The sequence below is a fragment of the Streptomyces sp. TLI_053 genome (assembly GCF_900105395.1).
GTDB lineage: Bacteria > Actinomycetota > Actinomycetes > Streptomycetales > Streptomycetaceae > Kitasatospora.
On the sequence record NZ_LT629775.1, the window covers coordinates 4,082,127 to 4,108,270 of the forward strand.

A 26,144-nucleotide genomic window follows, 5' to 3' on the forward strand; every position below is an offset into this window, starting at 1 on the left:
GCGCCCGGCCGCCCCACGGCGACGCGTGCGGCGCGTGCGACGTGGTGGCGGCCCGGGGCGGAGGAGGCGTTCCGCCGCAGACACGGCGGCCCGGACCGGTGGCCGCCGCAGGCCGCCACCGGCCGTCGGCGTCCCTCGCGCGACCGCCCTCCGGGTTCTCCGGCGGCCGCGGCTCCCCCACACCTGTTCGGTCCGACAGCAGAAAGGTAGGACCGGCCCGGGGCAATCCATCGGTCACATGCCTGGTTGCCACCTGAACGAGTGAACCGGAGTGACCTCTTCCCGATCATGGCGTTAACGGCGGCCCCGCACGGGGTATCCCCCGCCCCCACCATGACGGGGGCGGGCGTCAGACCCGGCCCAGCAGCTCCTTGACCGCCCTGGCGACGGCGTCGGGGTGCTCCATCATCGCGACGTGCCCCGAGTCCGGCAGCACCAGCAGCCGGGAGTCCACGAAGGCCGCGCAGGCCCGGCGGGCGGAGCGGTAGGAGACGAGTTTGTCCCGCAGCCCGTACACCAGCAGGACGGGCGCGGTCACCCGGGCCGCCTGCCGCCACAGCGCCTGCTCGCCGCGCTCGGTGTACGCGGAGACGATCCCGCGCGCCGAGCCCACCAGGGCCCCCGCCGCCCAGGGCAGCTCGGTCCGCCGGCGGTACTGGGCCACCGCCTCGGCCCGGGCGGCCGGGCTCAGGCTGTCCGGGTCCCCGTAGACGAGCCGGAGCAGCCTGTCGGCGGCCCGCTCGGGCTCGCGCGCACCGCTCGGCAGCCGGCGCAGCAGCCCGGGGACGCCGGGGACGGCGAGCAGCGCGGTCGGCCAGGCGGAGCGCTGCGGGGGCAGTTCGGGCAGGGCCGGCGAGACCAGGGTCAGGCTGCGGACCAGGTCCGGGCGGAGCGCCGCGAGCCGGACGGAGACCGCTCCGCCGAGCGAGTTGCCGAAGAGGTGGACAGGCCCCCGGCCGGCGGCCTCCAGGTAGCCGACGACGGCCCGGACGTGGCCGGAGAGGCCGAGGTCGCCGTCGGCGGGCGGGGCGGATTCGCCGAAGCCGGGGAGGTCCACGGCCTCGCCGTCGAGCTCCCCGCCGAGCCGGGCCATCAGCGCGTTCCAGTTCGCGGCGGAGCCCCCGAGCCCGTGCACGAACAGGGCCGGAGCCCGTCCGCCGGCCGGGGCGGGAGCGGCCGGAACGGCGCCGGAGCCGGTCGCGGGCCGGTGCACGGCCAGGACCGCTCCGGGCACTTCGACGGCCCGGAAGGGCGCCGGGGAGACCGGTTCCGGAAGTATCTGCTGCTCAGCACCGCTCATGGTGGACGATGGTAGTGAGCCGGTGCGGTCGCGGCCCCTCGACCGCCCGGGGCCGGAAGGTGTCCCATTCAGCGGTCCGCAGCACTGCCGACGGCCGTGGTGCGCGCCGTATTGTGGGCTCCTGACAAGGGGGACGGCCGCTTTTCTCGCGCCTGGCAAGCGCGGACGCGGTTACCCGAAAGTAGAATCGGCCATCCCGCCGACCCCGTACGACCCGTGAAGTGAGGAGCGCCGTGACGGCCATCCAGGAGGCGCAGGAGCGCCCGCGCGGTGCCCGCCTGCCGCGAAGCGCCCGCCGTGAACAACTGCTCGGTGCCGCCCAGGAGGTGTTCGTCGCGCAGGGTTACCACGCGGCCGCCATGGACGACATCGCCGATCGTGCCGGGGTGAGCAAGCCGGTCCTCTACCAGCACTTCCCCGGGAAGCTGGAGCTCTACCTGGCGCTGCTGGACAAGCACTGCGACGCGCTGGTCGACTCGACCCGCGAGGCGCTGGAGACCACCACCGACAACAAGCTCCGGGTGGCGGCGACGATGGAGGCGTACTTCAACTACGTCTCCAGCGAGTCCGGTGCGTTCCGGCTGGTCTTCGAGTCGGACCTGACCAACGAACCGGCCGTGCGCGAGCGCGTCGAGCGGGCCGCCGAGGCCAGTGCGACGCTGGTCAGCACGGTGATCCAGGAGGACACCGACCTCCCGGAGGCGGAGTCCAAGCTGCTCGCCGCAGGTGTCTGCGGCCTGGCCCAGATCACCGCCCGGTACTGGCTGTCGCAGGGTCTGGAGATCCCGCGCGACGAGGCGGTCCGGCTGGTCGCCAGCCTGGCCTGGCGCGGACTCAAGGGCTTCCCGATGCACCCCCACGCGGAGTCCGCGGACGGGTCCTCCGACCGGTGATCCACTGACCTTCGTCTGGGCACCGATCCGGTGCTCTATGGTGAAGCCGTACGGCGCGGTAGACGTGAACGCTTGTCCCAGGCGGTCCGGTGCCGCGCGTGGATGGCTGCAACCCCGGAGGGACGGAAGCCGTGGAGGTCAAGATCGGCGTGCAGAACGCGCCGCGCGAGATCGTGATCGAGAGCTCGCAGACTGCCGAGGAGATCCAGAACGCGATCGCCAAGGCGCTGGAGGGCACCGAGAAGCTCTTCACCCTGGCCGACGAGCACGGGCGTCGCGTCATCGTCCCGGCGGACCGCCTGGCGTACGTGGAGATCGGCGAGCCGGCCGTGCGCAAGGTCGGCTTCGGCACGCTCTGAGCCCGACGGGCCTCGCCCGGTGCCCCGTCCCCTCGGTCGAGGGGGCGGGGCACCGTCGTTCCCGGGGCCCGTTCCCGGGGCCCGTACCTGGAGCGCGTACCCGGAGCGCGTTCCCGGAGCGCGTTCCCGGGGCGGGCGGTGCGCACGGGGTGTAGCGGCGGGACACCCGGGGTACGGCGACAGTGCGGCCGACCGCAGGCCGCGCACCGGTACCCCGGGGAGGCATCCTTGCTGGTCGAGACCGTCGCCTTCGCCCTCGTCGGCCTGATCGTCGGCGCCGCCGCCCTGCTGTCGCTGCCCGCGTACTTCCCGGCCCCCCGGGCACTGACCCTGGGCACCGCCCTCGGGTCGGCGCTGCTGACCGGCGTGATCGCGCACTTCACCATGGACGGCCGGTACCCGGCGGCGAGCATCGCGGTCTCGGCGGTGGCCTCGGCCCTGCTCACCTCGGTACTGGCCCGGCCCGACCTCGCGGCCGGGCGGGCACCGGCGCACCGGCACCGCCAGCACCGGACGGGCGGGCACCGGGCCGGCGGGCACCGCACGGGTGCGCACCGGCGCCACCGGCCCGCCTGAGCGTCCCGGCCCGGGCGGACGGGCCGCCCCGGTGCGGTCGGCGGATCAGGAGGCCAGGCCCAGGGCGGCCATCCGCCGGGTGTGCGCCTCGGTGATCCGGTTGAACATCTTGCCGACCTCGACCAGGTCGAAGCCCTGCACCTGGACGCCGCCGACCAGCAGGTTGGACAGCGCGTCCCGCTCGGCGACCACCCGCTGGGCCTGGCTGAGCGCCTCGCCCATCAGCCGCCGGCCCCACAGGGCGAGCCGGCCGCCGGAGCGCGGATCGGCCTCGATGGCCTGCCGGACCTTGTCGACCGCGAACTGGGCGTGGCCGGTGTCGGACATCACACCGAGGACGAGCTCACGGGTGTCGTCGTCCAGCCGGACGGCCACCTCGCGGTAGAAGTCGGTCGCGATCGCGTCGCCGACGTAGGCCTTGACCAGGCCCTCCAGCCAGTCCGAGGGCGCGGTCATCCGGTGGAACAGCTCCAGCGGCTCGACGAACGGGCGCATCGCCTCCTCCGGCTCGGCCCCGATCTCGGCGAGCCGGTCGTGCAGCCGCTGGTAGTGCTGGAACTCGGCGGAGGCCATCCGGGCCAGCTCCGCCTTGTCCGCGAGGCCGGGCGCGAGCTTGGCGTCCTCGGCCAGCCGCTCGAAGGCGCTCAGCTCGCCGTACGCGAGGGCACCGAGCAGGTCCAGTACGGCGGCCCGGTAGCCGGGTTCGGCCGAGCAGGTCGCCCAGTCGCCGATCGAGCCGGCCGCCACGTCGTCCTGCGTCTCACCACGGTTCTCCATGACCCGCCACCTTAGGCGCTGTCTCCACGGTGGGGCCAGGCGACCGCACCGGGGGCGGCTCCCGCTCCCGGTCCGTCCCCGGGCACCTCACCCACCTCTCCGACCTGCGATGTCGCCCGCGTCACGTGTTCGAGTCGTCGGGTGACTGTATGGTGGTACGGAGGCCCGTCGTGCTCGCACGGTGTCACCGCCGTCTCGGTGTGCCGGGCGAGCCCGCTCCGGAACGCCGCCGTCCCTCCGGACGCGTCGTACGGAAGCCGGGACCTCAACGTACGCGGATGCCCGGTCGGAGAGCCGATCGGCTCCGACCAGGGCTTGGACTTCAAGCCTTGGCACCGCATCAGTGGCCGAGCGAGGGCCGCCGAGACCGCGCCGGTCGGCGCAGGTCCCGCGCAGGTCCCTCACGGGAATCCTCCCCGACGCCGCCGGCGACGCGCCCCTTCACCGGGCCGCGCGCACCGGCCGGCCGCAGGGACCGGCGCGGTTGTGCGTCCGCGCAGCTGTATTCGAGGCCGTCCAGGCCCGTACACAGTCGCGCGGACTGCCCGCCCGTCGCTCGCTCTCGGCCCCTCCACACGGAAGAGGCAGCACCCTGTCCACCACCGCTGAACCCATGAAGACGACGTTCCGGGACCTGGGGATCCTCCCGGAGACCGCCGAGGCCCTCGAGTCCGTCGGCATCGTCCACCCCTTCCCCATCCAGGAGATGACCCTCCCGGTCGCGCTGACCGGCCACGACGTCATCGGCCAGGCCAAGACCGGCACCGGCAAGACGCTCGGCTTCGGCCTGCCGCTGATCGAGCGGGTCGTCGTGCGCGCCGACGTCGACGCCGGCCGCGCCACCGAGGAGCAGCTCACCGAGTCGCCGCAGGCGCTCATCGTGGTCCCGACCCGCGAGCTGTGCACCCAGGTCACCAACGACCTGCAGACCGCCGGCAAGGTCCGTGACGTCCGCGTCCTGGCCGTCTACGGCGGCCGTGCCTACGAGCCGCAGGTCGAGGCGCTGCGCAAGGGCGTCGACATCGTCGTCGGCACCCCGGGCCGTCTGCTCGACCTGGCCGGCCAGAAGAAGCTGGACCTCTCCAAGGTCCGCTCGCTGGTGCTGGACGAGGCCGACGAGATGCTCGACCTCGGCTTCCTGCCGGACGTCGAGAAGATCATCACCATGCTGCCGGCGAAGCGGCAGACCCTGCTGTTCTCGGCGACCATGCCGGGCCAGGTCATCAGCCTCGCCCGCCGCTACATGAGCCAGCCGACCCACATCCGGGCCGCCGCGCCGGACGACACCGGCACCACCGTCGCCAACACCGAGCAGCACATCTTCCGTGCGCACTCGCTGGACAAGGTGGAGATGGTCGCGCGCATCCTGCAGGCCGACGGCCGCGGGCTGGCGATGATCTTCTGCCGGACCAAGCGGACCGCCGCCGATGTCGCCGACCAGCTCACCCAGCGCGGCTTCGCGGCCGGCGCGGTGCACGGCGACCTCGGGCAGGGCGCCCGCGAGCAGGCGCTGCGGGCGTTCCGCAACGGCAAGGTCGACGTGCTGGTCTGCACCGACGTCGCGGCCCGCGGCATCGACGTCGAGGGCGTCACGCACGTGATCAACTACCAGTGCCCCGAGGACGAGAAGACCTACCTGCACCGGATCGGCCGCACCGGCCGGGCCGGCGCCTCGGGCACCGCGGTCACCCTGGTCGACTGGGACGACATCCCGCGCTGGCAGCTGATCAACAAGGCGCTGGAGCTGTCCTTCAACGAGCCGGAGGAGACCTACTCCACCTCGCCGCACCTCTACGAGCTGCTGAAGATCGCGCCGGGCACCAAGGGCATCCTGCCCCGCTCGGAGCGGACCCGGGCCGGGCTCGGCGCGGAGGAGGTCGAGGACCTCGGCGAGACCGGCGGGCGCGGTTCGCGTTCCGGCGGACGGGGCGCCCGCCCCGCCGGGCGGGGCGGCTCCGCCCGGCCCGAGGCCGCCGAGCCGGCCGCGGCCGAGGAGAAGGCCTCCCGCAAGACCCGTGAGCGCCGGCGGACCCGCCGGGGCAGCTCGGTCGAGGGCGGCCTCGTCGACGAGGCCGCGGACGCCACCGCGGCGCCCGCGGCACCGCAGGCCCCGGCCGTCGAGGGCACCGAGGACGGCGCCGCCCCGCGCCGCCGTCGCCGCCGCTCGCGCGGTCCGGCGTCCGGCGAGGGCACGGCCACCGAGGCCGCCGCCGTCGTCGCCGAGGCCGCCGCGGTCGAGCCGGCCACCGCCGCTCCGGCCGTCGCCGAGGCCCCGGCCGCCGAGGAGAAGCCGAAGCGCACCCGCACCCGCTCGCGGGCCAAGGCCGCGGCTCCGGCCGAGGCCGCCGCCGAGGCGGGCACCGCACCGGCTCCGGCCGAAGGTGCCGCCGACGTCGAGGCCCCGGCCCCGCGCCGCCGCACCCGGGCCCGCCGTCCGGCCGCCGCCGAGGCGACCCCGGAGAGCTGACCCGCGCTCCCCGAAGGGGCGGTCCGGACCTCCGGACCGCCCCTTCGGCGTCCCGCGCGCGCCCGGGGGAACGCCCGGCGGCCGCGCGACGTCCCGGCACGCCGGGCGGCGGCACGCCGGGCCCCGGAACGACCGGCCGGACGCCCCTATGCTCGGGTCACCCACGAGTTCGCACCGGTCGCCGGAGGTCCGTCCATGAGCACGCCGCCGTTCCTCACCCTGCCGCCCTCGGCCCGTGCCCTGCGGGTGGCGACGGCACGCGGGCGGTTCGCGGCGCTGCGGGCCGAGCCCGCCGGGGCGGTGCGGGGCTCGGCCCTGCTGGTGCCCGGCTTCACCGGCAGCAAGGAGGACTTCATCGCGCTGCTGGAGCCGCTCGCGGCGGCCGGCTACCGGGTGACCGCGGTCGACCAGCGCGGCCAGTACGAGACCGGCGGGCCGCACGACGACCCGGCCGCCTACACGGTGGCCGCCCTGGGTGCGGACGTCCGGGCCCTGACCGGGGCCCTGGCGGCCGAGGGCGGCACCGGCCCGCTGCACCTGCTGGGCCACTCCTTCGGCGGCCAGGTGGTGCGCGAGGCCGTCCTGGCCGCGGCGACCGGGGCGGCGGCCCCCGGCGGCGCTCCGCTGCCGTGGGCCTCGCTGACGCTGATGTCCACCGGCCCCGGCCCGATCGATCCGGCCGAGGCGGAGCGGACCCGGCTGCTGGTCGAGGTCCTGCCCACGATGGGCCTGGAGGAGATCTGGCAGGTGATGCAGCAGATGGAGGAGGCCGACGGGACGCGGGCGCGCCGCCTGCCGTCCCCCGAGGTGGCCGCGTTCCTGCACCGCCGCTGGCTGGCGAACGTGCCGCAGGCGCTGATCACCACCGGCGGCCACCTGGTCGCCGCGCCGGACCGGGTGGCCGAGCTGGCCGCCGCGGTCACCGCCGGACTGCCCTCCCTGGTGCTCTCCGGCGTCCAGGACTACGCCTGGCCCGTCCCGGAGCAGACCGCGATGGCCGAGCGGCTGGGGGCCCGCCGGGTGGTCGTCGCGGACGCCGGGCACTCCCCCAACGCCGAGCAGCCGGCCGCCACCGCCGAGGCACTGCTGGCGCACTGGGGCTGACACGCCCGCCCCGGCCACCGCCGCCTCCCCCACCGCTCCGTACCGCCCGGCACCCGGCTCCCGCCCGCCCGCCCGGCAGCACCCCGGACCGGCCCGGAGCGGGACCCCGATCCACCGGCTCCCGCGGCCCCCTGGTACAAGGGGGCGACAAAATTCGTTAGTTGCGGTAATATTTGATTCGGTCCTGGAAACATCGTCGACATCGACGTCGGCACGCGGTCGACACGATCCATCCGAAACCAGGACGTTACGGACGGGCAACGGCCCGGTAGCAGCGCCACCGCAGTGTGGTTCACGAGGGCCATCGGCGCCCTTGGCAATCAGGGGGGAGCCCTCTTTGCCGCGACAGCAGCCGGTCGACGACTCGACCCGACAGACCCCGAAAGGGCTGATACCCACTCAGCCACGACCGCCCCGCACCGCGGGGCCAGGAAAGGAGACGCCCATGCGCTTCGAGATCCTCCGACTGGACGACGCCCACGGCACCGCCACCGACCGCCTGATCGCCGACGCCGAAACCGTCCGCGAGCTCGTCCAGGCCGCCGCCCGCACCGGCGAACGCCTGCTCATCCGCCCGTGCCCGGCCGTCTGACCGGGCCGGCCGCCGCGGAGTCCCCGGACTCCCCCGCCGCCGAGCCCGACCCGTCCGATCCGGACGTCCCGATACCCGACTGACGCCCCGTCATCGCCGCAGCGAGCACGGGGCGTCAGCGCGTTCCGGCCCCTCGGCCCCGCCCCCGCTCCCGCCCCTCGACGCGGCCGCGGATCGAACACGACTCGAACTCGGCCGGGGCGCACCCCGGCGCACACCCCCGACGTTTGCCGCCGCCCCCCGCTGGACATTTCCCAACGGGAGCCGCCGGCACCACGCCCACCCGCGCCGGACGGGCAGCCGCCACCGACAGGTGCCGCCGAGCCGCCCTCCGTACGGGTGATCGTCCTTGACGCGGCGGCCCGGAGGGAGGAGCGTTGTCGGCTATGAGGGGCGAGCCAAGCTGCCCGAGGTGCGCCGGTCGGGTCCGCGCTCCCGGTCTGTTCTCAGACACCTGGCAGTGCGACCGGCACGGAGCCGTGCACCCGATGCAGCCGGTACTGCCCCCGAGCATCGAGGCACTCGGCGTCGCCGTCGCCCGCTCCCAGGTCCCCGTCTGGCTGCCCTGGCCGCTCCCGGTGGGCTGGCTCTACACCGGCATCGCGCACGTCGGCGACGACATCTCCGGCGCCCGGGCCACCGCCGTCGCCTGTTCGGGACCGGCGCCGCTGGGCGGCTTCGGCGAACTCGTGCTGGTGGCCGAGGAACTGGGCGTCGGCCTGGGTGCCCGGTACGCCGGGCTGTCCGGCCCCGACCCGGGCGAGTCGGTGGCCCTCTACAAGCCCGCCGACGCCAAGCTGATGGCGGCCGGCCGGCCGACCCCGATGTTCCACGTGCCGGACGCCCCGGCGGACCGCGCGGTGTTCGTCGGCGAGGCCCGCGGACTCTGGCTCTGGGCCGTCGCCTGGCCCGAGCAGTCCGCGCTGGTGATGTACGACGAACTGGTCCTGACGGACCTGCGGGAGGCCGGCGCGGAGCTGGACCTGCTGCCCTGCGGCGCCCTCTCCCCGCACCTGCTCGGCTGACGCGCCGTCCGCGCCGGGCGGGCCGACCACCGCGGCCGCACTATCCTGGGCGGCACCCCGCCGGCCCGCCGCGCCGGCCCCGAGCGCCGGCCCGCGCCGCGCCGACTCCGAGGAGCACCGTCCGTGCGCATCGACCTCCACGCCCACAGCAACGCCTCCGACGGCACGGACACCCCGGCCGAACTGGTCGCGGCGGCCGTCGGGGCCGGGCTGGACGTGGTGGCGCTGACCGACCACGACACGGTGGCCGGGCACACCGAGGCGGCGGACGCGGTGCACGCCCTGCCCGCCGGCACCCGGCTGACGCTCGTCCCGGGCGCGGAGCTCTCCTGCGTGGCCGGTGACATCTCGATGCACCTGCTGGCCTACCTCTTCGACCCGGCCGAGCCCGCCTTCGCGGCGGAGCGCGAGCTGGTGCGCACCGACCGGTTCCGCCGGGGCCGGGCGATCGTCGAGCGCTGCCGCGAGCTGGGCGCGGACATCAGCTGGGAGCAGGTGGAGCGGATCGCCGGAGAAGGTTCGGTGGGCCGTCCGCACATCGCCAGCGCGCTGGTCGAGGCGGGCGTGGTGGCCTCGGTGTCGGACGCGTTCACCGCCGACTGGCTGGCCAACGGCGGGCGGGCGGACGTCCGCAAGCACGAGACCGACCCGGTCACGGCGGTCCGGCTGGTCCGGGCGGCCGGCGGGGTGCCGGTCTTCGCCCACCCGGGGGCGGTGAAGCGCGGGCAGACCGTCTCCGACCAGGTGATCGCCGACCTCGCGGCGGCCGGGCTGGCCGCACTGGAGGTCGACCACATCGACCACGACGAGCCGACCCGGGCCCACCTGCGCGGCCTCGCCGCCGAGTTGGGGCTGCTCACCACCGGGTCCAGCGACTACCACGGCGGCCGCAAGACGGTCCGGCTGGGCGAGCACACCACCGACCCCCAGGTGTACGAGGCGCTCGTGGACCAGGCGACCGGGGCCAAGCCGATCGGCGGCTGATCCCGGCGGGCGCCCCGGGCGGGCGGTCCGGGCGGGCGGTCCCGTTCCTCGCGGCCCCGTCCGCCCGTCGCGTGCCCGCCCGCCCGTGCCCGGGCGTCAGTCCAGGGCGACGCCCCGCCGCTCCGGGTCGCGCAGATCGGTCCCGTGCTGGAGCCAGCGCTCCTGGAGCGCCGCCGCCCCGTGCACCCGCTTCCAGCCCGCCTCGTTGGGGGTCATCGGCAGCAGCGGCAGGAAGTGGACCGGGTCGGCCGGCTCGTCCAGCTCCAGGTCCTCCACCAGCCCGCCGGGCTCGGCCGCCAGGACGGAGGTGAAGGGCGCGCCGTCCCACAGCGGAGCCCCGAGGTCCAGCGAGCCGCCGGGGGCCACCACCAGTCCCTCCACCTGCGGCGTCGCCGCGAAGGTGGCCAGCGGGCGGAGCACGCCGTCGCGCCCGCCCCGGATCGTCAGCACGAGTTCCGCCCGCGGGCCGCGGACCTGGTCGGCGACCGCGGCGCCCGGGTCGGCCATCGGCGCGGCGGACATGCCGAGCGTGGCGTACCGGACCAGTCCCTCGGCGTCGGGGCCGAAGCGCAGCACCTCGATCCGGTCGGCACCGAGGAAGGTCACGGCGGCGCGGCCGCCCGGCTCGCCGAAGGTGGTGAGCAGCCGGGCCTCGACGGCGGCCAGGACCGCCGTCCGGGAGGGGCCGTGCGCGCTGCCGCCGGAAAGGTCGCCGAAGAGCGGGAAGTCGTGGGCCATGCCGGTGAGCGTAACCCGCGCTCCCCGGGCCGTTGGCACGGCCTTTACGTGAACGCGGGCGCGACGGAGGCCGATCGGATGTTAGTGTGAGCGACTGGCCACCGGGGAGTTTCCCCTCCTCCGGGGCAGCGGCGCGAAGGAGGTGGTTGCGGTGGATACCAGCCGACCATGCAGTACCGGCAGCTCTACCCGGCCCGGACGCCTTCCCCGTACCCCTCGCCACGCGGACTGAAACAGCGGACCCCCGGGAGCCTCGGCGACAGCCGACCGGCCTCCCCACCGGCACCCTGGTTCCGTCCGTCCCGTGCGGACGGCACGGCGGTCCTCCGCTCCGGCCGGGAGAGCACCCCACCGACGTCCGGTCGCTCCGTTCCGTGTGCCCCAGCAAGGCCCGGGAGCGACCGCAGGCGCCGGATTCCATCGGTGTTCCTCCGCCGTCGCACCGCGGCCGTTCGTCACCACGCCGTCGTGCGGCGGTTCCTGCCCCAGGGAGCCTGCCATGTCGATGATCAACAGCCTGCGCGCAGCCGTCCGCACCAACCGCCGCCGCTCCGCGGCCGGCCTGTTCGACTCCATCCACCCGGGTGAGACCCCGTCGGCGGTGGTGGACTGCGCGGTCTACCAGCACGGCCGCCGGCACGGCGAGACCTGCAGCCCGCGCGATGCCGCCCGGCTGGTCAAGGCCTCGAAGCAACTGCCGGAGGGCGAGGGCTCGTTCAGCTGGATCGGGCTGCACGAGCCGACCGAGGCGGAGTTCGAGGGCATCGCCCAGCGCTTCGGGCTGCACCCGCTGGCGGTGGAGGACGCGGTGCACGCGCACCAGCGGCCGAAGGTCGAGCGGTACGACGACGTGCTGTTCGCGGTGTTCAAGACGATCCGGTACGTCGACCACGACCAGCTGACCCCGACCAGCGAGGTGGTCGAGACCGGTGAGCTGATGGTGTTCGCCGGGCGGGACTTCGTGATCACCGTGCGGCACGGCGGGCACAGCTCGCTCAAGGAGCTGCGGCACCGGCTGGAGGCCGACGCGGACGGCACCGGACTGCTGGCCAAGGGCCCGTCGGCGGTGCTGCACGCGATCGCCGACCACGTGGTGGACAACTACATGCTGGTCGCGGACCAGTTGCAGACCGACGTGGACGAGATCGAGTTCGAGGTGTTCTCCAACCGGGGCGGCCGGGGCGCGGACGTCGGGCGGGTCTACCAGCTCAAGCGCGAGGTGCTGGAGTTCAAGCGGGCGGTGGCACCGCTGCTGCGGCCGATGCAGCAGCTGTCCGAGCCGCTGCAGCGACTGGTCGACCCGGAGATCCAGAAGTACTTCCGGGACGTCGCGGACCACCTGGCCCGGGTCACCGAGCAGGTGCACGGCTTCGACGAGCTGCTGAACTCGCTGCTCCAGGCCAATCTGGCGCAGGTCTCGGTGGCGCAGAACGAGGACATGCGCAAGATCACCGCCTGGGCGGCGATCTTCGCGGTGCCCACCATGATCACCGGCGTGTACGGGATGAACTTCGACTACATGCCCGAGCTGCACCACCGCTACGGCTACCCGATGGTGCTCGGCAGCGTGGTGCTGATCTGCATCGGCATGTACCGGGGCTTCCGCCGCAACGGCTGGCTGTAGCCGGGGGCGTCCCCCCGGCTGCCCGGCCGCCCCGGACTACTTCCGGTCGGCCCGGGCGACCACGACCAGACCGAGCAGGATCAGCACCACCGCCGGGTAGGCGGCGGCCGGCGGCCACTGGCCCAGCCAGAACGCGGCGATCAGCGCGGCCCCCGGGGTCTCCAGCAGGATCGCGGTGGAGGTCACCGAGGGGCCCAGGGTGCGCAGCACCCGGTTGCTGAGCGAGTGGCCGAGCAGCTGGGCGGTGGCCATCAGCAGCACGATCTGCCACCACGCGCCGGCGGACCAGCCGGACAGCGGCGTCCCGGCGACCAGGCAGACCACGAGCAGTACGGCCGCCGTGGTGGCGTAGCAGACCAGGGTGTACGCGGTGGTGCTGACGGTCCGCCGGACCTCGGCCCCGAGCAGCATGTAGCCGGCCGCGGCGAGACCCGCGCCGAGCGCCAGGGCGTCACCGGCCAGGGCCCGCGGCGAGAGCGACAGGTCCACGCCGGTGAGCACCAGGACACCGGCGAAGGCGGTCACCGTGCCGAGCCACACCATCCGGGGCGCCCGCACCCCGAGCAGCCGCATCAGCACGATCGTCCACAGCGGGGTGGTGGTGACCAGCGCGGTCGCGGAGGCCACCGAGGTCATCCGAAGGCTGGGCATCCACAGCGCGAAGTGGACGGCGAGCAGCACCCCGGCCGCCGCGGCCAGCAGCAGCGCGCGCCTGGGGACGGCACGCAGTTCGGCCCGGTGGCGCAGCAGCGCGTAGGGGCCGAGCACGCCGACCGACATGAGGTTGCGCCAGAAGGCGATGGCCAGGGCGGGTGCGGCGGTGGCACTGATCAGCGGGGCGGAGAGCGAGATCGCGCCGACCGAGACGGCCAGCAGCAGCAGGTCGGTCCTGGGGAGCGGGCGCGCGGTCGCGGCGGTGTCGGGGACGGCAGCGCCGGCGGCAGCGGCAGCGGGGACGGGGACGGTGGCGACAGGGACGGCGGCGGCGTCGCTCTCGGGCCGGGCGGCGGGCACGGCGCTCCTCTGGATCCGGTCGGCGGTACGGGCGGCTCCTACCGTAAGGCCCGTGCGGCACTCATGGAACTGTCGCCCGAACCGCGAGACATCGCCCCTGTGACGCAGGCCGTACGCTGTGCGCCATGGACCGTACGCCTGCCGCAGCCGCGACCGCCGACGACTTCCTCGACCGGGCTCTGCTGGAGGAGGCGGCGAAGAAGTCCGGCCTGCTCTGGGTCCGGGCGGACGGCCAGGAGCACGGGCGGGCCCTCTGGCACGCCTGGCACGACGGCGCCGTGGTGGTGGTCGGCGACGGCGCCGAGCAGCCGCTGCACGGGCTCACCGGCGGGGCGGGCGCGACCGTCACCGTCCGCAGCAAGGACAAGGGCGGCCGGCTGACCGGATGGCCGGCCCGGGTGGTCGAACTGGCCCCGCGGAGCGAGGCCTGGCAGGGCGCCGTCGAGGAGCTGAAGGGCAAGCGGCTGAACGCGCCGGACACCGACGCCATCACCGACCGCTGGGCCCGCGAGTGCCGGGTGCTGCGGCTGGAGCCGGCCGGGACGGCGGGCGCCGAGCTCACCGAACGGCCCGGGGCGATGCCGGAGGAGCCGCACGCGGCGGCGCCGATGCCCACCCCGGCCACCACCCGCCGGCCCGTCCCCGCCGGACTCCCGAAGCTGCTGCTGAAGCGCCGCAGGGGCTGACGCGCCCTCACCGCGGCTCAGCCCGCACCGCGGCCCGCCCCGGGACCGCCTCCCCCGGTCGCCCGGTTCGCCCGTTTTCACCGAGCCCGGGCGGAGATGCCCGAGTAGCCTTGGCCGCGGGGCGTGGCCGCGCCCGGCCGGGCGTCGAACGAGGCGCGTCGAGCGAGGCGAGGGAGACCGGAGTCCATGGCAGGACCAGGCAGCCGCGTCTTCATCTCGCACCTGTCCGGCATCGCCGTCTTCGACCCGAACGGCGACCAGGTCGGCCGGGTCCGGGACGTCGTGGTCGCCCTGCGGACCGGCGGCCGCCAGCCCCGGGTGCTCGGCCTGCTCGTCGAGGTGGTCGCCCGGCGCCGGATCTTCCTCCCGATGACCCGGGTGACCAGCCTGGAGTCCGGCCAGGTCATCACCACCGGCGTGATCAACATGCGCCGCTTCGAGCAGCGCCCCGCCGAGACCCTCGTGCTCGCCGAACTGCTCGACCGCACCGTCACCTGGACCAAGACCGGCCAGGAGGTCACCGTCCTGGACGTCGCGATGACCCAGACCCGGCTCCGCGAGTGGGAGATCGGCAAGGTCTTCGTCCAGGTCGGCCGGGTCGGCCGGCTGCGCAAGGCCCGCGGCGAGACCGTCACCCTGGACTGGCAGGACGTCACCGGCTTCACCCTGCCCGAGGAGGACCAGGGCGCCGCCAACCTGCTCGCCACCTTCGACCAGCTGCGCGCCGCCGACCTCGCCAGCGTGATGCACCACCTCTCCGCCAAGCGCCGCGCCGAGGTCGCCGCCGCGCTCGACGACGAACGGCTCGCCGACGTCCTGGAGGAGCTGCCCGAGGACGACCAGGTCGAGATCATCGGCAAGCTGAAGGACGAACGGGCCGCCGACGTCCTGGAGGCGATGGACCCGGACGACGCCGCCGACCTGCTCTCCGAACTGCCCGGCGACGAGGCCGAGCGGCTGCTCCAGCTGATGGAGCCGGACGAGGCCGAGCCGGTCCGCCGTCTGCTGAGCTACGAGGAGAACACCGCCGGCGGCCTGATGACCACCGAGCCGATCGTGCTGGAGCCGGACGCCACCGTGGCCGAGGCGCTGGCCCGGGTCCGGGTCTCCGACCACAAGCCGGCGCTGGCCGCGCAGGTCTTCGTCTGCCGCCCGCCGAACGAGACCCCGACCGGCAAGTACCTGGGCACCGTGCACTTCCAGCGGCTGCTGCGCGAGCCCCCGTACACCCTGGTCGGCTCGCTGGTCGACGACGACCTCGACCCGCTGCCGCCGGACACCCCGCTGTCGCTGATCACCAGCTACCTGGCCACGTACAACATGGTCGCCGCGCCGGTCGTCGACGAGGCGGACCACCTGGTCGGCGCCGTCACCGTGGACGACGTGCTCGACCACCTGCTGCCGGAGGACTGGCGGGAGGCCGCGCTGCACGGCGGTCCGGCCGAGGACGGCGCCGACGGACGGGACGAGAGGGAGGTGACCGGTGGACGCTGACCGCAAGGGCCGGCGCGAGGAGACCCCGCGCCAGCGGCTCCAGGGCGAGCTGCGGGAACTGCGCCAGCTGCGCGAACTGCGCGCCCGCGAGGGCGCCAGGGACCGCCGGACCGAGCCCGCCCCCTCGGGGTCGTCCGCCCGCAGCCGGCTGGACCAGCCGCGCACCGCCCGCACCGGTCTGATCAACCTGCCGGCCTACGACCCGGAGGCCTTCGGCAAGCTCTCCGAACGGATCGCCCGCTTCCTCGGCACCGGACGGTTCATCGTCTGGATGACCGTGGTGATCATCCTCTGGGTCGCCTGGAACACCCTGCTGCCCGACGTGGTCCGGTTCGACGACTACCCCTTCATCTTCCTCACCCTGATGCTCTCGCTCCAGGCCTCCTACGCGGCGCCGCTGATCCTGCTCGCGCAGAACCGCCAGGACAACCGGGACCGCGTCAACATGGAGCAGGACCGGGCCCGCAGCGACCGCAACATCGCCGACACCGAGTACCTCACCCGCGAGGTCGCCGCCCTGCGCCAGGGCCTCGGCGAGGTCGCCACCCGGGCCTTCATCGCCTCCGAGCTGGGCAGCGTCCGCTCCGAGATCCAGTCGCTGCTCAAGGAGATCGACGAGCGGCAGGAGGCCCCCAGGACGCTGTGACCGGCGGCACGCCACCGACCGGACGAGGCCCCCGCGCGGCGCCGTACCATCAAGTCATGGCCAACGAGACAGAGGTCGCGGCCGGCGTCACGGAAGAGTCCGTACGCCAGGCGCTGTCGACCGTCAACGACCCGGAGATCAACCGCCCGATCACCGAGATCGGCATGGTGAAATCGGTCGGGATCGGCGAGGACGGCGCCGTACGGGTCGCGGTCTACCTGACCGTCTCCGGCTGTCCGATGCGCGACACCATCACCGCCCGGGTCCGCGAGGCCGTCGGCCGCGTCCCCGGCGTGACCGGGGTCGAGGTCGAGCTCGACGTGATGAGCGACGAGCAGCGCAAGGAGCTCTCCCAGCTGCTGCGCGGCGGCGCCCCCGAGCGCGAGATCCCGTTCGCCAAGCCCGGCACCCTCACCCGTGTCTACGCCGTCGCCTCCGGCAAGGGCGGCGTCGGCAAGTCCTCGGTGACCGTCAACCTCGCGGCCGCGATGGCCGCCGACGGCCTGAAGGTCGCCGTCGTGGACGCCGACATCTACGGCCACAGCGTGCCCCGCATGCTGGGCGTCGAGGGCCGGCCCACCCAGGTCCAGGACATGATCATGCCGCCGCAGGCGAACGGCGTGAAGGTCATCTCGATCGGCATGTTCACCCCGGGCAACGCGCCGGTGGTCTGGCGCGGCCCGATGCTGCACCGCGCGCTGCAGCAGTTCCTGGCCGACGTCTACTGGGGCGACCTCGACGTCCTGCTGCTGGACCTGCCGCCCGGCACCGGTGACATCGCCATCTCGGTCGCCCAGCTGGTCCCCAACGCGGAGATCCTGATCGTCACCACCCCGCAGATGGCCGCGGCGGAGGTCGCCGAGCGGGCCGGCACCATCGCGGTGCAGACCCACCAGAAGATCGTCGGCGTGATCGAGAACATGTCCGGCATGCCCTGTCCGCACTGCGACGAGATGATCGACGTCTTCGGCACCGGCGGCGGCCAGACCGTCGCCGACGCGCTGACCCGCACCGTCGGCGCCACCGTCCCCGTGCTCGGCTCGATCCCGATCGACGTCCGCCTGCGCGAGGGCGGCGACGACGGCCGCCCGGTCGTCCTGGCCGCCCCCGACTCCCCGGCCGGCACCGCCCTGCGCGCCGTCGCCGGCAAGCTCGGCGGCCGCCAGCGCGGCCTCTCCGGCCTCTCCCTGGGCCTCACCCCGAAGAACAAGTTCTGACGCGACAACTGACGCGACAACTGACGCGGCAGCAGCGCGCGAGCACGACAGGGGCCCGCCGGTCCGGACCGGCGGGCCCCTGTCGTGCGTCCCGGCCCTACGGGCGGGTGTAGGCCGTGAGGTCGGGGACGGTGGCGAAACCGGCGCCGTAGGCGCTGACGCCGCGGCCGTAGGCGCCCAGCAGGACGCCGGGAGCCTCGCCGGCCAGGACCCAGCCGTACTCGGACTCGCGGTAGCGGAAGGGCTGCGGCAGACCGTTCACCGGGAGGCTCAGGGTGGACCAGCCGGGGCCGTCCAGGTCGTCGGCGAGATCCCAGGCGAGCGCGGACTGCTGGTCCAGCCAGTCCTGGCGCAGCGCGCGGTCCAGCTGGCCCGGCCAGGTCGCGGCCAGCAGGCCGGAGCCGGCCAGCCAGGCCGCGGAGGCGGCGGAGGTGGCCTCCAGGGTGCCGGTGTTGTCGGCGCTGCGCCGGCTGTCCCGGCGGGCGACGGTGACGACCACCGCGAACTTGCGCATGTCGCGCGGCTCGTACTGGCGGGCCGGCTCCTCGCCGTGGCCCAGGCTGCCGTAGTCGACGGTGCCGTGCGCGCCGGAACGCGGGCCGCCGAAGCCGCTCGGCAGCAGGAAGCGGCGGCCGGACCAGCCGTCGTCCAGTCCGTACCAGGGGAAGTCCGCGGAAAGGTACGGCACCAGCGGGTCCGCCGGGCCGGCCTGTCCGCCGACCATGGGTCCGCCGGCCGTGGCCGTTCCCACCGCCTGACTCGTCGCGTCCATCCCCGGGGCCTCCTCAACGACGTTTGCCTGCCGTGGTGCGCTCCCATCGTGGCGCACCCCGGCGCTCCCGCCGACCGACTCGGGCCCGGACGGGCCCGGAAGTGACGGACGGCACAGCGGGAACAATCAGCACAATAGCGGCGCACACGCCGGGGCCCGCTCAGCCGTGCGGTTCGGCGGGGCGCGAAGGACCCGGGAGCCGGAGGCCGGGGACCAGGAGACGAGCGGGCGGGCGGATCAGGTCGCGTCGGGGTCGAACGGGGGCCGCTCGCCCGGGGCGAGGGGGGCGGCCGCCGCGGCGGCCGGGGCGGCGGCGGACTTGTCGAAGGAGACGCTGCCGCTGCGGCCGTGCCCGTTCACCGGGGCGGCCGGCTTGTCGTCCAGCACCGAGCGGATGTCCAGGGAGTCCCGCATGTCCTTGAGGCCCAGCGGGTCCTCCTCGCCGCCCATCAGCTGCTTGCGGACGAAGGTCTTCGGGTTGAGGTCCTCGAACTCGAAGTCCTTGAACTCGGGACCGAGCTCGCTGCGGATGTCCTCCTTCGCGGTGTCCGCGAAGGACCGGATCTTCCGGATGAACCCCATGGTGTCCTGGATCAGCTTCGGCAGCTTGTCCGGACCGAAGATCACGATGGCCATGATGGCCAGGGTCAGGACCTCCAGTGTGCCCACGTCACTGAACACCAAAGCTCCCTACGGTCGCGGTCGGATCGGACAAACGCTCCCCACAGCGTAATGGCCATCGGCGGGTCCATGACCCCCGGTGTGATGAAGCCGTGGTGAAGACCCGCCGATGACCGCGGACCCGAAGGGCCCGGTGAGGCCTATCTGTTCTCGTGGTGCAGCCCGGCCACACCGGAGCTCGGAGTGCGCTCGGGGAGGTCGCGCGGCGGCATCGCGCCCCGGGTGACCGCCACCGGGCGGACCGGCAGGTCCGCCGCCGGCACCTGGGCGTTCATCGGGACCATTCCGCCCCGGCCGCCGCCGGCCGGGCTGATCACGGTGCCGTGCTGGTCGTCGCCCGGACCGGCCACGCCGCCGACCCCGCCGAGCGTCACCGCGGCCACCGAGAAGGCACCGGCGGCGGCGAAGACGAAGCGCCGGCCGCGCGCCGGGACGGGCCGGACCACCGGGGTGATCGCGGCCGCGGCCGCGGCCAGCGGCTGGACCGGGGCTTCCGGACGGACGGTGCGGCGTCCCATCAGCGGGCGCAGCACCGCGCCGCCGCGGCCGAAGGCTCGCGGGTCGACCCCGGGCACCGGGGTGTCGGCGCCGAGCGCGCCGCCGCCGAAGGAGGCGCCGGCGCCACGGCCGAAGGAGCCGCCGTTCAGCCGGCTGCCGCCGAGGGTCCCGGTGCCGGCCACGCCGCCGCCGGGAAAGTCGTCGTCGTCCCGGCGCGGCCGGTCGGCACGCGGCTGCGGCTCGTCCTCCGGGAGCGCCCCGACGGCCATCAGCCGGGCCATCAGCCCGGAGGACGGACCGGGCGTGCCGGTCCGGGTCAGCAGGTGCTTGACCGCGCGGCCCTCGTCGGCCTCGGCGAGGCACTGCGGACACGTCGCCAGATGGGCCTGGACGCGCTCGCGCGAGTCGTGGCCGAGCTCACCGTCGACGAAGGCGGACAGCCGCTCCCCGAGATGGTGCTCCTCCGCGGGGTCCGCCGACCGGACGGCGACGGCGCGCAGGGCCGGCTCGGCCGGCAGCGCGGGCCCGTCCGCCGCTCCCGGCCCGTCCTGGCCCCGGCGGCCCAGCGCGGGCCAGCCGGCCCGGCGGGCGGCCGTACGGCCGGGGGTGTCCGAGTGGCCCGGCCCGGACCGACCGGTTCCGCTCACGATCGCCTCCGGCCACGCCCGCCCGGCGCGGCCGGGGCCTCGCCGGCGACGGCGCCGACCGGGACCGGCTGCTCCTCGCCGCCGCCCCGGCGCTCACGGCCGGGGGCCGAGCCGGGGGCGCGGTGCTTGAGCGCGGCGCGCAGGTGCGAGCGGCCGCGGTGGATGCGGCTGCGGACGGTGCCGAGCTTGACGCCGAGCGTGGCCGCGATCTCCTCGTAGGAGAGGCCCTCGATGTCGCAGAGCACCACGGCGGCACGGAACTCGGGCGCCAGGGTGTCCAGGGCGTGCTGGACGTCGGCGTCGAAGTGGGTGTCGCTGAAGTGCTGGGCCGGGCTGGGCTCGCGGGAGGCGAGCCGCTCCGCCGCGTCGTCGCCGAGCGCGTCGAAACGGATGCGCTGACGGCGGCGGACCATGTCCAGGAAGAGGTTGGTGGTGATCCGGTGCAGCCAGCCCTCGAACGTGCCGGGGGTGTAGGTGGACAGCGAACGGAAGACCCGGACGAAGACCTCCTGGGTGAGGTCCTCGGCGTCGTGCTGGTTACCGGTCAGCCGGTAGGCGAGGCGGTAGACGCGCGCACTGTGGGCCTCGACGATCTCCTCCCAGCTGGGCGGAGTCCAGGTCTGCGCGTCGGGGCCCTCGGCGAAGGTCGCGAGGGCGGGGGCCTCGGCAGTGCCGGCGGGCGCCTCGGGCGCGGCGGCCGGCTGGTCCAGGGTGGAGTGCGCAGGCTGGTTCATCACGGGCTTCGGCGTACGGGCCGACGCGGTGCCGCGGGGGTGCCGCCGCACGGGGACGTCGCCCTCGGCCACACCTCCTCGGTCGGCTCTTCTGCCCAGCAGGGCCACCACCATATCCACCTCGCCCGTCAAGCCCGGATAAGAAGTGTGTCCGGGACCGCCTCCGGCGTCCGCGGCACCGTCCGGCCCGCCGAAGCGGCTCCCGGAAGGTGCCCGGGACGGCCTGTTCACCCGGTCCCTGCTCCCTCAACGGCCCGCCGCCGTACGCGGTTCCCGCCCGGCCAGTAATCTGTGGCAGGAAATATCGACATCCGCTCGGCGCCGGGCCGCCACCCGGGGCTCCGAAAGAGGCAGCCATCAGCGAGTTCGGGCCCGCGCGTGCGGCGCTCGCCGACACCTTCGTCGGCGAGGACGCGGTGCTGACCTACGCCCGGGCGCAGTCCGCGCGCACCGGGATCAGGGCGATCGGCCCGAGCGGCGGCGCCTGTCTGCGGCTGCTGGCCGCCGCGCTGGGGGCCAAGGCGGTGGCCGAGATCGGCACCGGGACGGGCGTCTCCGGGGTGTACCTGCTGCGCGGGATGCGGTCGGACGGCGTGCTCACCACCGTCGACTCGGAGCCGGTGCGCCAGCAGTTGGCGAAGGAGGCCTACCAGGCCGCCGGGTTCGCGGCCAACCGGTCCCGGTTCATACCGGGCCGGGCCCTCGAGGTGCTGCCGAGGCTCGCCGACGGCCAGTACGACCTGGTGTTCTGCGACGGGGACCCGGCGGAGTCCGGCGCCTATCTGGAGGAGTCGCTGCGGCTGCTGCGGCCGGGCGGGATGGTCTGCTTCGAGGGTGTGTTCCAGGAGGGCCGACTGGCCGAACCGGAGCTCCAGGACCCGCGGACCAGGTCGGTGCGCGACCTCGTCCGGGACGTCCGGGAGAGCGACGCCCTGCTGCCCGCGCTGCTGCCGGTGTCGGACGGGCTGCTCTGCGCCGTGAAGCGGTAGCGGCGGCACGGGGCCGCGGGAACACGGGGCCCTGACCGGCGGCGGAACGTACCGGGCCCGGGACGACGCGATGGTCGTACCCGGGCCCGGCGGCACATCTCCAGGAGATGGCGAGCACCTGCTGCGGTCAGCCGCAGGCCTTCTTCAGGGCCTCGCCGAGGGCGTGGGCCTCGTCGGGCGTGAGCTCCACCACGAGGCGTCCGCCGCCTTCGAGCGGAACGCGCATGATGATGCCCCGCCCCTCTTTGGTGACTTCGAGCGGGCCGTCACCCGTCCGCGGCTTCATGGCCGCCATGCTCGTTCCCCTTCCTGCAACCGCTCAGCTACGCACCGGCAGTCCGTCCACCGCCGGTATCGAACGCATTGATCGGAAGCCATTATCCCGCATGCCACGGCCTGATGACCAACATCACTCTCGGTGCAACCTCGTCCGGACCGCCGCAATCCATCCCAATAACCGGCATAAGCCCCGGCGCGGCGCCCGTCCGTACGCCACCGGAAGGTGCGATACCTCACACTCCCCAGGCGGCCCGGCGCTCCGGCATCCTGGCAGCCCACGACCACGAGCAAGGGAGCTCTCGTCCATGTCCGATTCGGTGCTGTACGAGCTGGACGGCGGCCTGGCCGTCATCACGATCAACCGCCCCGGGGCGATGAACGCGCTGGACGTCCCGACCAAGGTGGCGCTGCGTGACACCGTGACGGCCGCCGCCGAGGACCCGGCCGTGCGCGCGGTGCTGCTGACCGGTGCGGGCGACCGGGCGTTCTGCGTCGGACAGGACCTCAAGGAGCACCTGGGTCTGCTGAAGCGGGCCGAGGAGACCGGCGAGGGCGCGCTGCGGACGGTGGCCGAGCACTACAACCCGCTGCTGCGGGCGCTGGCCGGGATGCGCAAGCCGACGGTGGCCGCGGTCGGCGGGGTGGCGGCCGGGGCGGGCGCCTCGCTGGCCTTCGCCTGCGACTTCCGGATCGTGGCGGACACCGCGGGCTTCAACACCGCGTTCGCCGGCATCGCGCTGACCGCCGACTCCGGGGCCTCGTGGACCCTGCCGCGGCTGGTCGGCCACGCGCGGGCGACCGAGCTGCTGATGCTGCCGCGCACCGTGAAGGCGGCCGAGGCGATGGAGCTGGGCCTGGCCACCAAGGTCGTGCCGGCCGCCGAACTGGCCGCCACCGCCCGGGTGTTCGCCAAGGAGCTGGCCGAGGGCCCGACGGTGGCCTACGGCGCGATCAAGGAGTCGCTGGCGTACGGCGCCTCGCACTCGCTGAGCGAGCTGCTCGACAAGGAGGACGAGCTGCAGACGCTGGCCGGCGAGAGCGAGGACCACCGGATCGCGGTCCGCGCCTTCATCGCCAAGGAGAAGCCGGCCTACCTGGGCCGGTAGCCCCGGCCCGGGGCCCAGGGCCGGGGTCGGGAGCGGTTCAGGCCCGGCCCGGGCCCGTGGGCGCGGTGCGGAGCGCGGTACGGACGTGGCAGTCGGCGAGGTGGTCGTCCACCAGCCCGCAGGCCTGCATCAGCGCGTACGCGGTGGTCGGGCCGACGAACCGGAAGCCGGCCTTCTTCAGCGCCTTGGCGAGCGCCGTCGACTCGGGCGTGACGGCCGGCACCTCGTCCGGGGTGCGGGGCGCCGGCCGGTCCGGGTCCCCGGCGAACCCCCAGATCAGCGCGTCCAGTCCGCCGTCGAGGTCGCGGGCGACCCGGGCGTTGGCGATCGAGGCCTCGATCTTGGCCCGGTTGCGGATGATGCCGGTGTCCGCGAGCAGCCGCTCGACGTCGGCGGGGCCGAACCCGGCGACCTCGGCGATCGAGAAGCCGGCGAACGCGGCCCGGAAGCCCTCGCGGCGGCGCAGGATGGTGATCCAGGACAGGCCGGACTGGAAGGCCTCCAGGCAGACCCGCTCGAACAGGGCGTCGTCGCCGCGGACCGGGCGGCCCCACTCGGTGTCGTGGTAGACCCGGTAGTCGTCCGCCGAATCGCCCCAGGCGCAGCGGCGCAGCCCGTCCGCACCCAGGACGGCGCCGGTGCCGGCGCTCACCGCTCCCCGTCCGGCACGGCGTCCTCGGGGCCGCCGGGCGCGGGGGCCGCGGCGGACTTGGTGAGGGCGACGGCGGGTTCGACGACCAGCGCGAACTCCTCCAGGCCGGGCAGCGGCTCGGCGCCGGGCTCGGGGCGGTCGGTCGCCCCGACGGTGCCGTGCACGGCGGCCAGCGCCTCCAGTTCGGCGATCCGGTCGTCCCGGTGCGCGAGTTCGGCGCCCAGCCGGTCGAGGACGTCGTCCACCTCGTCCATCCGGTAGCCGCGCAGGGCCATCGGCAGGCGCAGCGCGTCGACGTCGGCCCGGCCCAGCGGGCGGTCCTGCGGCAGCCGGGCGGAGATCCGGTCCTGCACGGCCTCCGGCAGCGAACCGCCGCCGCCCAGCGCCACCAGCGCGGCGCCGCCGACCACTACGGCCATGGCCACCACGATCACCCAGAACACGAGCGGTCCTCCCGATTCTCCGGCCGGCCCCGACAGGAGTGGGATCATGGTCCCGATGGGCCGGGGGCCATCATCGCACCCGCAGCAGCTGTGGAGGAGACATCGGTGGCACTGCGCCTGGGACCACGGGAATTCGGCGACGACGAGCTTGTGATCATGGCGATCGTCAACCGCACACCGGACTCGTTCTTCGACAAGGGATCGACCTTCGCCGACGAGGCCGCGTTCGAGGCCGCCGACCGCGCGATGGCGGAGGGTGCGGCGATCCTCGACATCGGCGGGGTGAAGGCCGGGCCGGGTGACGAGGTGACCGTCGAGGAGGAGCTGCGGCGCACGGTGCCGTTCGTGGCGGAGCTGCGCAAGCGCCACCCCGGGGCCGTGATCAGTGTGGACACCTGGCGGCACGAGGTCGGCGAGGCGGTCTGCGAGGTCGGCGCCGACCTGCTGAACGACGCCTGGGGCGGGGTGGACCCGGGGCTGGCCGAGGTGGCCGCCCGCCACGACGTCGGGCTGGTCTGCACGCACGCCGGCGGCGCGGAGCCGCGCACCCGGCCGCACCGGGCCGGCTACCAGGACGTGATGGCGGACATCCTGCGGGTCACCGTCGGACTGGCCGAGCGCGCGGTGGGGCTGGGGGTCCGGCGGGACGCGGTGCTGATCGACCCGGGGCACGACTTCGGCAAGAACACCCGGCACTCGCTGGAGGCGACCCGGCGGCTGCCGGAGATGACCGCGACCGGCTTCCCGGTGCTGGTGTCGCTGTCCAACAAGGACTTCGTCGGCGAGACGCTGGACCGGCCGGTGGACGAGCGGCTGCTCGGCACCCTGGCGACCACGGCGGTCTCCGCCTGGCTGGGCGCCCAGGTGTACCGGGTGCACCAGGTGGCGGAGACCCGGCAGGTGCTCGACATGGTCGCGTCGATCCGCGGCACCCGTCCGCCGGCCGTGGCCCGCCGGGGGCTGGCGTAGGCGCCCTCCCGGGGCGCCCTTCCGGCCTCTAGATCTCGTTCACGGGCCGGCGGGCGTCGGCGAGGATCTTCATGACCTCGTCGATCTCGTCGGTCACGTGGAAGAGCTCCAGGTCGTGCGGGGCCGCCTTGCCCTGGGCGACCAGGGTGTTCCGCAGCCAGTCGACCAGTCCGCCCCAGTACGCGCTGCCGAAGAGGATCACCGGGAAGCGGGTGACCTTCTTCGTCTGCACCAGGGTGAGTGCCTCGAACAGCTCGTCCAGGGTGCCGAGGCCGCCGGGCAGGACGACGAAGCCCTGCGAGTACTTCACGAACATCGTCTTCCGGACGAAGAAGTAACGGAAGTTCAGCCCGAGGTCGACGAACTCGTTGAGCCCCTGCTCGAAGGGCAGCTCGATGCCGAGCCCGACGCTGAGCCCGCCGGCGTCCGAGGCGCCCCGGTTGGCCGCCTCCATCGCGCCCGGGCCGCCACCGGTGATCACCGCGAAGCCGGCCTCCACCAGGGCCCGGCCGATCGCCACGCCCGCGGCGTACTCGGGCGAGTCGACCGGGGTCCGCGCGGAACCGAAGACACTGATCGCGGGCGGGAGTTCGGCGAGCGCGCCGAAGCCCTCGACGAATTCCGAGGTGATCCGCAGGACCCGCCAGGGGTCGGTGTGCAGCCAGTCGGTCGGGCCGGTGGTGTCCAGCAGCCGCTGGTCCGTGGTGCTCTCGCCGACCTGGTCCCGGCGCACCAGCACCGGGCCCTTCTGCTTCTCGGGCCACGCCTTCTTCGGGCGCGGCTCGCCCACCTGCTCAGGACCGTGGCCGTAGTGCTTTTCGTCTCCAGTGCCTGTCATGACGAAACCCTACGCCCCGGCCTCCCCTTTTTCAGGCAAC

The 26,144-nt window shown here is 74.6% G+C and carries 28 protein-coding genes; 16 read left to right on the plus strand and 12 right to left on the minus strand.

Annotation, left to right across the window (positions count from 1 at the left end; translation table 11 throughout):
* Positions 1 to 349 precede the first annotated feature (349 nt).
* Positions 350 to 1,300, minus strand: a complete 951-nt coding sequence (locus BLU95_RS16210) for an alpha/beta fold hydrolase (RefSeq protein WP_093860645.1) — start codon at positions 1,298 to 1,300, stop codon at positions 350 to 352.
* Positions 1,301 to 1,533: 233 nt separating this feature from the next.
* On the opposite strand from BLU95_RS16210, the gene BLU95_RS16215 reads away from it, so the two are divergent.
* From BLU95_RS16215 to BLU95_RS16225, 3 genes are all read left to right on the plus strand, one after another.
* Positions 1,534 to 2,193: a TetR/AcrR family transcriptional regulator gene (locus BLU95_RS16215; protein WP_093860646.1), complete on the plus strand. Its 660-nt coding sequence runs from the start codon at positions 1,534 to 1,536 to the stop codon at positions 2,191 to 2,193.
* A 131-nt stretch (positions 2,194 to 2,324) separates the two neighbouring features.
* Positions 2,325 to 2,552 (plus strand): DUF3107 domain-containing protein, encoded by a 228-nt coding sequence (locus BLU95_RS16220; RefSeq protein WP_030392940.1) that lies wholly within the window; start codon positions 2,325 to 2,327, stop codon positions 2,550 to 2,552.
* A 228-nt stretch (positions 2,553 to 2,780) separates the two neighbouring features.
* The gene (locus BLU95_RS16225) at positions 2,781 to 3,128 is read left to right on the plus strand and encodes a hypothetical protein (RefSeq protein ID WP_093860647.1); all 348 of its coding nucleotides are present in this window, start codon (positions 2,781 to 2,783) and stop codon (positions 3,126 to 3,128) included.
* Between the two features lie 45 nt (positions 3,129 to 3,173).
* On the opposite strand, the gene BLU95_RS16230 is transcribed toward BLU95_RS16225, so the two are convergent.
* A complete protein-coding gene (locus BLU95_RS16230; protein WP_093860648.1) occupies positions 3,174 to 3,905 on the minus strand; it encodes a ferritin-like fold-containing protein in 732 nt (243 codons plus the stop codon).
* 613 nt (positions 3,906 to 4,518) lie between these two features.
* On the opposite strand from BLU95_RS16230, the gene BLU95_RS16235 reads away from it, so the two are divergent.
* The 5 genes from BLU95_RS16235 to BLU95_RS16255 all read left to right on the plus strand — a co-directional run bounded on the left by BLU95_RS16235 (position 4,519) and on the right by BLU95_RS16255 (position 10,077).
* Entirely contained in the window at positions 4,519 to 6,372 is a 1,854-nt protein-coding gene (locus BLU95_RS16235) for a DEAD/DEAH box helicase (protein ID WP_093860649.1), read from the plus strand.
* A gap of 195 nt (positions 6,373 to 6,567) precedes the next feature.
* Positions 6,568 to 7,476, plus strand: a complete 909-nt coding sequence (locus tag BLU95_RS16240) for an alpha/beta fold hydrolase (RefSeq protein WP_093860650.1) — start codon at positions 6,568 to 6,570, stop codon at positions 7,474 to 7,476.
* A gap of 445 nt (positions 7,477 to 7,921) precedes the next feature.
* Positions 7,922 to 8,068 (plus strand): DUF8834 family protein, encoded by a 147-nt coding sequence (locus BLU95_RS43025; RefSeq protein WP_093860651.1) that lies wholly within the window; start codon positions 7,922 to 7,924, stop codon positions 8,066 to 8,068.
* Positions 8,069 to 8,454: 386 nt separating this feature from the next.
* A complete protein-coding gene (locus BLU95_RS16250) occupies positions 8,455 to 9,093 on the plus strand; it encodes a DUF6758 family protein (protein ID WP_063764179.1) in 639 nt (212 codons plus the stop codon).
* Positions 9,094 to 9,216: 123 nt separating this feature from the next.
* Positions 9,217 to 10,077 (plus strand): PHP domain-containing protein, encoded by an 861-nt coding sequence (locus BLU95_RS16255; RefSeq protein ID WP_093860652.1) that lies wholly within the window; start codon positions 9,217 to 9,219, stop codon positions 10,075 to 10,077.
* A gap of 96 nt (positions 10,078 to 10,173) precedes the next feature.
* On the opposite strand, the gene BLU95_RS16260 is transcribed toward BLU95_RS16255, so the two are convergent.
* On the minus strand, positions 10,174 to 10,815 hold the full coding sequence (locus BLU95_RS16260; protein ID WP_093860653.1) for a suppressor of fused domain protein: 642 nt from the start codon (positions 10,813 to 10,815) through the stop codon (positions 10,174 to 10,176).
* Between the two features lie 499 nt (positions 10,816 to 11,314).
* Between BLU95_RS16260 and corA the strand changes: the two genes are divergently transcribed.
* Entirely contained in the window at positions 11,315 to 12,439 is a 1,125-nt protein-coding gene (gene corA / locus BLU95_RS16265) for a magnesium/cobalt transporter CorA (RefSeq protein ID WP_093860654.1), read from the plus strand.
* A gap of 36 nt (positions 12,440 to 12,475) precedes the next feature.
* Here the strand turns inward: corA and BLU95_RS16270 are convergent, their stop codons facing one another.
* The gene (locus BLU95_RS16270) at positions 12,476 to 13,453 is read right to left on the minus strand and encodes a DMT family transporter (protein WP_093860655.1); all 978 of its coding nucleotides are present in this window, start codon (positions 13,451 to 13,453) and stop codon (positions 12,476 to 12,478) included.
* 125 nt (positions 13,454 to 13,578) lie between these two features.
* Here BLU95_RS16270 and BLU95_RS16275 point away from each other — a divergent pair, with 125 nt between their 5' ends.
* The 4 genes from BLU95_RS16275 (at position 13,579) to BLU95_RS16290 (ending at position 17,496) form a co-directional block, all read left to right on the plus strand.
* Positions 13,579 to 14,139: a hypothetical protein gene (locus BLU95_RS16275; RefSeq protein WP_093860656.1), complete on the plus strand. Its 561-nt coding sequence runs from the start codon at positions 13,579 to 13,581 to the stop codon at positions 14,137 to 14,139.
* Positions 14,140 to 14,325: 186 nt separating this feature from the next.
* Complete coding sequence (locus BLU95_RS16280; RefSeq protein WP_093860657.1) at positions 14,326 to 15,633, plus strand: magnesium transporter MgtE N-terminal domain-containing protein; 1,308 nt, start codon at positions 14,326 to 14,328, stop codon at positions 15,631 to 15,633.
* 49 nt (positions 15,634 to 15,682) lie between these two features.
* Positions 15,683 to 16,279, plus strand: coding sequence for a DUF1003 domain-containing protein (locus BLU95_RS16285; RefSeq protein WP_400745479.1), 597 nt, complete (start codon positions 15,683 to 15,685; stop codon positions 16,277 to 16,279).
* Between the two features lie 56 nt (positions 16,280 to 16,335).
* A complete protein-coding gene (locus BLU95_RS16290) occupies positions 16,336 to 17,496 on the plus strand; it encodes an Mrp/NBP35 family ATP-binding protein (RefSeq protein WP_093860659.1) in 1,161 nt (386 codons plus the stop codon).
* Positions 17,497 to 17,593: 97 nt separating this feature from the next.
* Here BLU95_RS16290 and BLU95_RS16295 read toward each other — a convergent pair whose 3' ends face one another.
* From BLU95_RS16295 to sigE, 4 genes are all read right to left on the minus strand, one after another.
* Entirely contained in the window at positions 17,594 to 18,268 is a 675-nt protein-coding gene (locus BLU95_RS16295) for a hypothetical protein (protein WP_093860660.1), read from the minus strand.
* A 237-nt stretch (positions 18,269 to 18,505) separates the two neighbouring features.
* Entirely contained in the window at positions 18,506 to 18,949 is a 444-nt protein-coding gene (locus BLU95_RS16300; protein WP_093860661.1) for a sec-independent translocase, read from the minus strand.
* A gap of 140 nt (positions 18,950 to 19,089) precedes the next feature.
* The gene (locus BLU95_RS43310) at positions 19,090 to 20,094 is read right to left on the minus strand and encodes a zf-HC2 domain-containing protein (RefSeq protein ID WP_231978594.1); all 1,005 of its coding nucleotides are present in this window, start codon (positions 20,092 to 20,094) and stop codon (positions 19,090 to 19,092) included.
* On the minus strand, positions 20,091 to 20,942 hold the full coding sequence (gene sigE / locus BLU95_RS16310; RefSeq protein WP_231978774.1) for an RNA polymerase sigma factor SigE: 852 nt from the start codon (positions 20,940 to 20,942) through the stop codon (positions 20,091 to 20,093). The genes BLU95_RS43310 and sigE overlap by 4 nt, the downstream gene beginning before the upstream one ends.
* A gap of 242 nt (positions 20,943 to 21,184) precedes the next feature.
* On the opposite strand from sigE, the gene BLU95_RS16315 reads away from it, so the two are divergent.
* On the plus strand, positions 21,185 to 21,817 hold the full coding sequence (locus BLU95_RS16315) for an O-methyltransferase (protein ID WP_093864916.1): 633 nt from the start codon (positions 21,185 to 21,187) through the stop codon (positions 21,815 to 21,817).
* A 127-nt stretch (positions 21,818 to 21,944) separates the two neighbouring features.
* On the opposite strand, the gene BLU95_RS16320 is transcribed toward BLU95_RS16315, so the two are convergent.
* A complete protein-coding gene (locus BLU95_RS16320; protein WP_078880497.1) occupies positions 21,945 to 22,112 on the minus strand; it encodes a DUF3117 domain-containing protein in 168 nt (55 codons plus the stop codon).
* Positions 22,113 to 22,401: 289 nt separating this feature from the next.
* Here BLU95_RS16320 and BLU95_RS16325 point away from each other — a divergent pair, with 289 nt between their 5' ends.
* Positions 22,402 to 23,202: an enoyl-CoA hydratase-related protein gene (locus tag BLU95_RS16325; RefSeq protein WP_093860662.1), complete on the plus strand. Its 801-nt coding sequence runs from the start codon at positions 22,402 to 22,404 to the stop codon at positions 23,200 to 23,202.
* 37 nt (positions 23,203 to 23,239) lie between these two features.
* Here the strand turns inward: BLU95_RS16325 and BLU95_RS16330 are convergent, their stop codons facing one another.
* Both BLU95_RS16330 and BLU95_RS16335 read right to left on the minus strand, forming a co-directional pair.
* Positions 23,240 to 23,854 carry a DNA-3-methyladenine glycosylase I gene (locus BLU95_RS16330; protein WP_093860663.1) on the minus strand — a complete coding sequence of 205 codons (615 nt, stop codon included), beginning with the start codon at positions 23,852 to 23,854 and terminating at the stop codon, positions 23,240 to 23,242.
* On the minus strand, positions 23,851 to 24,297 hold the full coding sequence (locus tag BLU95_RS16335) for a DivIVA domain-containing protein (protein WP_093860664.1): 447 nt from the start codon (positions 24,295 to 24,297) through the stop codon (positions 23,851 to 23,853). Before BLU95_RS16335 ends, BLU95_RS16330 begins: the two co-directional genes overlap by 4 nt.
* A gap of 156 nt (positions 24,298 to 24,453) precedes the next feature.
* Between BLU95_RS16335 and folP the strand changes: the two genes are divergently transcribed.
* Complete coding sequence (folP, locus tag BLU95_RS16340; protein WP_093864917.1) at positions 24,454 to 25,266, plus strand: dihydropteroate synthase; 813 nt, start codon at positions 24,454 to 24,456, stop codon at positions 25,264 to 25,266.
* 28 nt (positions 25,267 to 25,294) lie between these two features.
* Here folP and BLU95_RS16345 read toward each other — a convergent pair whose 3' ends face one another.
* A complete protein-coding gene (locus BLU95_RS16345; protein ID WP_093860665.1) occupies positions 25,295 to 26,104 on the minus strand; it encodes an LOG family protein in 810 nt (269 codons plus the stop codon).
* Positions 26,105 to 26,144 lie beyond the last annotated feature (40 nt).

Excerpts from the sequence above, each read along its gene's own strand:
- BLU95_RS16210 (WP_093860645.1), bottom strand. The coding sequence starts at position 1,300 with ATGAGCGGTGCTGAGCAGCAGATACTTCCGGAACCGGTCTCCCCGGCG.
- BLU95_RS16230 (WP_093860648.1), bottom strand. The coding sequence starts at position 3,905 with ATGGAGAACCGTGGTGAGACGCAGGACGACGTGGCGGCCGGCTCGATC.
- BLU95_RS16235 (WP_093860649.1), top strand. The coding sequence starts at position 4,519 with ATGAAGACGACGTTCCGGGACCTGGGGATCCTCCCGGAGACCGCCGAG.
- BLU95_RS16240 (WP_093860650.1), top strand. The coding sequence starts at position 6,568 with ATGAGCACGCCGCCGTTCCTCACCCTGCCGCCCTCGGCCCGTGCCCTG.
- BLU95_RS43025 (WP_093860651.1), top strand. The coding sequence starts at position 7,922 with ATGCGCTTCGAGATCCTCCGACTGGACGACGCCCACGGCACCGCCACC.
- BLU95_RS16250 (WP_063764179.1), top strand. The coding sequence starts at position 8,455 with ATGAGGGGCGAGCCAAGCTGCCCGAGGTGCGCCGGTCGGGTCCGCGCT.
- BLU95_RS16260 (WP_093860653.1), bottom strand. The coding sequence starts at position 10,815 with ATGGCCCACGACTTCCCGCTCTTCGGCGACCTTTCCGGCGGCAGCGCG.
- corA (WP_093860654.1), top strand. The coding sequence starts at position 11,315 with ATGTCGATGATCAACAGCCTGCGCGCAGCCGTCCGCACCAACCGCCGC.
- BLU95_RS16275 (WP_093860656.1), top strand. The coding sequence starts at position 13,579 with ATGGACCGTACGCCTGCCGCAGCCGCGACCGCCGACGACTTCCTCGAC.
- BLU95_RS16280 (WP_093860657.1), top strand. The coding sequence starts at position 14,326 with ATGGCAGGACCAGGCAGCCGCGTCTTCATCTCGCACCTGTCCGGCATC.
- BLU95_RS16290 (WP_093860659.1), top strand. The coding sequence starts at position 16,336 with ATGGCCAACGAGACAGAGGTCGCGGCCGGCGTCACGGAAGAGTCCGTA.
- BLU95_RS16295 (WP_093860660.1), bottom strand. The coding sequence starts at position 18,268 with ATGGACGCGACGAGTCAGGCGGTGGGAACGGCCACGGCCGGCGGACCC.
- sigE (WP_231978774.1), bottom strand. The coding sequence starts at position 20,942 with ATGGTGGTGGCCCTGCTGGGCAGAAGAGCCGACCGAGGAGGTGTGGCC.
- BLU95_RS16320 (WP_078880497.1), bottom strand. The coding sequence starts at position 22,112 with ATGGCGGCCATGAAGCCGCGGACGGGTGACGGCCCGCTCGAAGTCACC.
- BLU95_RS16325 (WP_093860662.1), top strand. The coding sequence starts at position 22,402 with ATGTCCGATTCGGTGCTGTACGAGCTGGACGGCGGCCTGGCCGTCATC.
- folP (WP_093864917.1), top strand. The coding sequence starts at position 24,454 with ATGGCGATCGTCAACCGCACACCGGACTCGTTCTTCGACAAGGGATCG.
- BLU95_RS16345 (WP_093860665.1), bottom strand. The coding sequence starts at position 26,104 with ATGACAGGCACTGGAGACGAAAAGCACTACGGCCACGGTCCTGAGCAG.